4 protein-coding genes and 1 pseudogene are annotated in these 6,442 nt (G+C 44.6%); 4 read left to right on the top strand and 1 reads right to left on the bottom strand.

Annotated features, from left to right (window positions below; translation table 11 throughout):
• The 4 genes and pseudogenes from ACTHSP_RS16560 to ACTHSP_RS16545 form a co-directional block, all read left to right on the top strand.
• Positions 1-159, top strand: a 159-nt coding sequence (locus ACTHSP_RS16560) for a transposase (RefSeq protein WP_440346480.1), incomplete at its 5' end; no start/stop codon positions are given.
• A 275-nt stretch (positions 160-434) separates the two neighbouring features.
• Positions 435-3,347: an autotransporter outer membrane beta-barrel domain-containing protein gene (locus tag ACTHSP_RS16555; RefSeq protein WP_049350696.1), complete on the top strand. Its 2,913-nt coding sequence runs from the start codon at positions 435-437 to the stop codon at positions 3,345-3,347.
• Positions 3,348-3,519: 172 nt separating this feature from the next.
• A pseudogene (locus tag ACTHSP_RS16550) lies at positions 3,520-4,350 on the top strand (IS630 family transposase); the annotation flags it as partial.
• A gap of 211 nt (positions 4,351-4,561) precedes the next feature.
• Positions 4,562-5,566, top strand: coding sequence for a quinone-dependent dihydroorotate dehydrogenase (locus ACTHSP_RS16545; RefSeq protein ID WP_049350694.1), 1,005 nt, complete (start codon positions 4,562-4,564; stop codon positions 5,564-5,566).
• 56 nt (positions 5,567-5,622) lie between these two features.
• Here ACTHSP_RS16545 and rnhB read toward each other — a convergent pair whose 3' ends face one another.
• Positions 5,623-6,216 carry a ribonuclease HII gene (gene rnhB, locus ACTHSP_RS16540; protein WP_049350693.1) on the bottom strand — a complete coding sequence of 198 codons (594 nt, stop codon included), beginning with the start codon at positions 6,214-6,216 and terminating at the stop codon, positions 5,623-5,625.
• Positions 6,217-6,442 lie beyond the last annotated feature (226 nt).

The following is a 6,442-nucleotide window of genomic DNA, read 5'->3' as shown; positions in this document are numbered from 1 at the left end:
GTGGTCGAACAAAGCTTCGGTACGCTGCACCGTAAATTCCGCTACGCCCGGGCAGCCTATTTTGGTCTGCTCAAAGTAAGCGCGCAAAGCCATCTGAAGGCGATGTGTTTAAACCTGTTGAAAGCGGCTAACAGGCTAAGTGTGCCTGTTGCTGCCTAAAAGGCGGCCGGATGCCTGATTATCAGGTATCCAAGGAGGATTAAGGGGGTATTTGAATAGAATCAGTGGATATTTGAAACAAAAGCAGCCGAAAACCTGTGTTTAGGTTTCGGCTGTTGGGGGAAAGACTTTTTTGCAAAGGTCTCGGCTTATGTGATAGCAGAAGAGTTATATGGAAAAACAATATATTATGCTATACTAAGGACTAAGGCAGCTTCCATTTTTGAATTGGGTCTTATCGTGATTTTAAAATCATAAATAAAAGGAAAATTTATATGTTGACTTATAAAAAAGAAATATTTAGGAAAACCTTGCTGCATACTCTGATAGCTTCTTGTTTTTCTATTCCTGCATTGGCCGTTGCTGCAGCGGACGACACTTCACCTACTGTGGGAACAGAGGGTTCAGGAGAATTTTGGAAAGAACCAAATCAAAACATTGATGGAGATTACAAAGCTACACTAGCACCTAATAGCGGAGAACAATTTGCTCGTCCAAAAGGGCTTATTGTTCGTGCGAATAATCAGGTAGAAATCAAAGGTAAAACTAACATTAATGTTACGTTAGCCAGCGAAGGAAATTCAGGATTAGCATCAGATTCAAATGCGGCTTACGGTATTGCGGTAGGATATGATTATGCCGGTGGTAACGCTTCTGATACCGCCAGCTTAACTTTGCATGATGATGCTAATATCACTGTTAAAAACACAGAAAACACAGTGAAAAGTACAAAAAACTTTGGTGGCGCAACTGCACCATTTGGTCACCAATTATCCGGGGTGAAAGTTTACCGTAAGGATGGTGCCAAACCGGTTTTCAATTCTGAGAAAAAACTGACCATTAATGTGGAAGATAAAACCACCGATAAAATCGGGGATTATTTAGTCGGGCTTTACGTCAGTGGCGATGGTGCAGAAGCGAACTTAAAAGACTCTGACATCACAGTGAAAGCAAATGGAAAATTTTCTGCCGCATTAAAAATTGGTAAACCGGAACTACCAAACACTGAAAAACCGGCTGACTATAAAGGTGCTGTTGTCAATTCCACCGGCAGAATGGTGCTGAATACAGAGGAAACAAAAGATTCCGCAACCGTGCGCTTATTTGGCACCAAATCCCGCTTAATTGCCGATTCAGATACCAGCAGCGGTGAAATCAAATCCGGCAATTCAGCTGTTGTTTTCGATACTCAGGATTACGCAACTAAAGTAAGTGCCTTTTTTATTAGCGACAATGTATCCAGAAATGAGCCTAATAAAGATCAAGAAGTTCGTTTAAACAATACAAAAATCACCACAACATCTGATGATGCTTCATTGATTGTTGCTGATGCGAGAAAAGAAAGTAGTTTTGCAGTAACCTTCGCAGGAAATAAAGTCGCAAGTTGGTTTAATAATGGTGAATTCGTTGCTGAAAATGCAAAATTCGCGTTGAAAGGCAAAGACAGTGAAGCCAAAGCCGCAGAAAATGGCTGGCTTGCCGAAACTAAAGTGGCAGTAACCAAAGGGGCTGATTTGACATTTACCTTGTCTGATCAAGCAAAAGCCATTGGTTTGATGCAACAACAATCTAAAGGCAATGTGCATTCTAAATTAGATGTGCATGTGAACAACCAAGCTGTTTGGGAATTGAAACAAAAAGGTGATGAACAACGCTCTACCATCAATGCCTTAACCTTGGATAAGGGGGTATTAGATGCGTCTAAAAATATTCCGAACGGTTCAACTAAAACAGACTATAAAGTTAAACTGGTTAAACAAGATGGTACTGAAGGCACATTAACCAGTAACAACGGTGAAATCACCCTTGCCAATGGCTCTTACGAAGACAAACTCACTGTGGAAGGCAACTACACAGCGAATAACGGTGTTCTTAAAGTGAATACTCATTGGGATAGTAATGATGCCAATAACGGTAAATCTGACTTATTGGAAATCACCGGTAATGCCGAAGGGACAACAAAAGTTGTCAGTTTGAAAGCGGACGGCACAGAAAATATGATTGATGGCACTATCGGCTCTATTGCGGCTGATTTAGCCAAAAACAGTACGGCAGTAGTTCGAGTACAAGGGGAAAGTAATTTAAAGAACTTTACCGGTATTGCCAAAACTACAGGTGCGGGTGAACTGCAATTGGCTTCCAAAAAAGTAGGAAATACAACCGAATATTTTTGGACGGTAGTTTCCACGAATAAGGATGCCATTTACACAGCTTCTGTTCCTGCTTATACGCTTATTCCAAACTTGAACTTAGAAGTTGGCTACGAAACGGTTGGTACATTGCACCAACGCCGTGGTGAAAATCAGGCCCTTTCTTGGGAAAAATCTCAAGCGAACAACCAAATTTGGGGACGTATTATTGGCAAACACATTGCTTTGGATGGTAAAAAGCGTTTGAATCTTAGCGCTAACCTTGCAGGCTTCCAGTTTGGCCACGACTTTGATATTTCTTCTAGCGAAAATGGCGGCAAACGTTTAACTGGTGGTTATGTTGGTTACACACATGCTAATTCGAAATTTTATGATGAATATCGTGCCGAGAATGGTGTCGTCCTTGATGACAAATATACAGGTAAAGCTAAAACCGAAAACCTCCATGTCGGTGTGACTCACACACGGTATTCTGAAGATGGTAGCTATATAGACTTTGTAGGCCAACTTTCTTGGATGCAAAATAAATATAACTCCCTAGATTCGAAAGCAAAAAACCATGGTTTGGGTGTGGCTTTATCGGGTGAGGTAGGTCGTCCGTTTGTATTGAGTAAAGAGAAAACGAATAATGGCGACAGTTGGATTATTGAGCCGCAAGCACAATTAATCTATCAATACCTCGGCTTAAACAGCTTCACTGATGATATGCGCTCTGTGCATCAAGATAAGCAACATAATTTACGCAGCCGCATTGGTGTACGCTTTGCTTATAATAATTTAACCGATCATGAAAAAGTTCGAACCTTGTATTTCACCACTAATGTGTGGCATAACTTCAGAAATACTTCGGCCAGTAACATTGGCGAGGATAATGTTACTGAAAAATTAGCAAAAACTTGGGGTGAAGTTGGTTTGGGAGCACAATTTGCAACCAGTTCCAATACCCATATTTATGCAGATGCACGGTATGAACAATCTTTAAGTGGAACGAAACATCAAGGATACAAAGGCTCAATCGGCATAAAATATTCTTGGTAATCTTCAAGTAATATATCTTACCGTAGTCCTTTTATATGAGCCGGATAAATATTAACAATATTTATCCGGCTCATTTATATGCCTTCCTCAATTATCTAAGCGCTATACTGGATTATCAAATATAGTCAATTAAAAACAAAATAGTACAATACTTAACTTTGAAGGTCTAACCATGGCATACTCTGCGGACTTAAGAAACAAAGCCTTAAACTATTACGAACAATGCAAAAACATCAGCCAAACCGCAGTAACGTTTAACTTGTCAAGAAACACGCTTTCCCTGTGGATTCGCCTTAAAAAACAAACAGGCAGCCTAAAACATCAAGTTACCGGTCTAAACGCCGTCAAATTGGATAGGCAAAAACCGGCCCAATATATTGGGCAACACCAGGATGCCCTATCTGCATGAAATCGCCAAACATTTTGATTGTACGCCAGCCGCCGTTTGCTATGCACTCAAACAGATGGGGATGACGCGCAAAAAAAGACCGCCACTTACAAAGAACAAGACCCGGCCACAGTAACGCATTATTTGACACAGCCGGCCGGATTTTCCGACTACCAACGTGTTTATTTGGATGAAACAGGATTTGACCGCTACCTGTTCCGTCCCTATGCCCGCAGCCTGAAAGGGCAAATAGTGAAAGCGCAGATAAGTGGAAAAAGATACCGACGCTTATCTCTGGTATCCGCACAAGTCGGCAACCGGCTGATTGCTCCGATGGTTTGTCAAAATACGATGACCGGAGTCTTTTTTGAAGCGTGGTTTCAGCAATGCCTACTGCCCGCATTGACTCAAAAATCGGTGATTATTTTAGATAATGCACGATTTCACCGTATGAGTGTCTTACGGGAAATGGCGGAAAAATTGGGACATAAGGTATTGCCTCTTGCACCTGATTCACCTGAGCTCAACCCGATTGAGAAGGTGTGGGCGAATATTAAGCGGTATCTGCGAACCGTATTGTCTGATTACGCCCGATTTGACGATGCACTACTGTCCTATTTTGATTTTAATTGACTATACATCCATCAGGCCGTCTGAAAAGCCTCTCTTTTACCATTTTAATGAACTATCCGATTACACGCAAAAACCCTATTTATTTTCATTTGACGCCAAACAATAAAATCATATCGATACAGACGTTTGTGGCAGTTTGACGGTTTCAGGTAAAATAACGCCAAATTCATCAACCGTTCAGAAAGCCGCCGCCATGTATTCACTCGTCCGTCCCATCCTGTTTCGCTTCGATGCAGAAAAGGCCCATCATTTCACGCTCAACAGTTTGCGTTCTATCGAAAAACTCGGCCTGCTGCCCAAAGTGGACAGCCACACCCGACCAACCGAGCTGATGGGCTTGCAGCTGCCCAATCCGGTCGGTTTGGCGGCAGGTTTGGACAAAAACGGCGAGTGTATCGATGCGTTTGCCGCTTTGGGTTTCGGCTTTATCGAAATCGGCACGGTCACGCCCAAGCCGCAGCCGGGCAATCCGCAGCCGCGCCTTTTCCGCGTTCCCGAACACCAAGGCATCATCAACCGCATGGGTTTCAACAACCACGGCATTGACGCGATGATCCGCAACATTGAAAACAGCCGCTTTAAAGGCATTTTGGGCATCAACATCGGTAAAAATGCCGTTACGCCGATTGAAAACGCGGCCGACGATTATCTGATTTGCTTGGAAAAAGCCTACGCCCACGCGAGCTACATCACGGTCAACATTTCCTCCCCCAATACGAAAAACCTGCGCGCCTTGCAAGGCGGCGACGAGTTGAGCGCATTGTTGGAAGCCTTGAAAAACAAACAGGCGCAACTGGCGGCCGCGCATGGCAAATATGTACCGCTGGCGGTCAAAATCGCGCCTGATTTGGACGAAGCGCAAATTGACGACATCGCCCATGTGGTTAAATCCGTGGAAATGGACGGCATCATCGCCACCAACACGACCATCGACAAATCAAGCTTGGGCAGCCATCCGCTCGCAGGCGAACAAGGCGGCTTGAGCGGTTTGCCCGTGCGCGAGAAAAGCAATCAGGTGTTGAAACTTTTGGCGGAACGCATTGACGGCAAGCTGCCGATTATCGGCGTCGGCGGCATCATGAACGGCGCGGACGCGGCAGAAAAAATCCGCTTGGGTGCCAGTGCGGTTCAAGTGTACAGCGGTTTGATTTATCGCGGCCCTGAGTTGATTAAAGAGTGTTTGGCTGCGTTGAAATAATACTTGTCCAAAAATAAGGCCGTCTGAAATCTTTCAGACGGCCTTTTGATATGCTTTCATTCTTCAAACAGATTGCCTTGTGCCAATAAGGTTTTGACCGGTGCGAAATCGCGGCGGTGTTCCGGCAATACGCCGTATTGTTTCAACGCGGCCAAATGTTGCGCCGTGCCGTAGCCTTTGTGGCGGTCAAACCCGTATTGCGGATAGCGTTTCGCCAATTCATACATTTCTGCATCACGCGCAGTTTTGGCCAAAACCGAAGCAGCAGAGATTTCAATAATTTTGCTGTCGCCTTTGACCACGGCTTCGGCAGGGACATTCAAATCTTTCGGCACGCGGTTGCCGTCTATCCATACTTTATCGGGAGCGACCGATAGCCCCTCGACTGCGCGCTTCATCGCGGCCATGGTTGCGTGCAGGATGTTCAGTTGCAGGATTTCGTCGGGGTCGGCAAAAGCAATGCTCCACGCAACCGCCTGTTCCTTAATCATCTGCGCCAACATATCGCGCTTTTTTTCGCTCAGTTTTTTTGAGTCGGTCAAACCCGGCAAATCAAAATGTTCCGGCAAAATCACCGCCGCCGCAAATACGCTGCCGACCAAAGGGCCGCGCCCTGCTTCGTCCACGCCTGCGCTTAAAACCGTCGCCATTTCTTCACCGCCTGTCTGATTCAAAGCCGCTATTATATCCGCTTGCGATAGAGAAATTCTGCAATAGTTCAAACCATTGGGGAACAGTTCAAATTTCATCTGCTTTACCAATCAGTTATAATTTACATCCCCACATACCCATACGTCTTACAACATGCCTGCCCAATCCGAACGCCTCCATTTTTCCGAACGCTGGCTCAACGCCTACGAACGCTACCGCTATCGC

The organism is Neisseria sp. P0001.S005 (assembly GCF_051963715.1).
The sequence above is the reverse complement of the archived record's forward strand: the minus strand, read 5'-3'. Positions and strand labels throughout refer to the sequence as shown.

Coding starts and splice junctions, on each gene's coding strand:
- ACTHSP_RS16545 (WP_049350694.1), top strand. CDS start 4,562: ATGTATTCACTCGTCCGTCCCATCCTGTTTCGCTTCGATGCAGAAAAG.
- ACTHSP_RS16555 (WP_049350696.1), top strand. CDS start 435: ATGTTGACTTATAAAAAAGAAATATTTAGGAAAACCTTGCTGCATACT.
- rnhB (WP_049350693.1), bottom strand. CDS start 6,216: ATGGCGACGGTTTTAAGCGCAGGCGTGGACGAAGCAGGGCGCGGCCCT.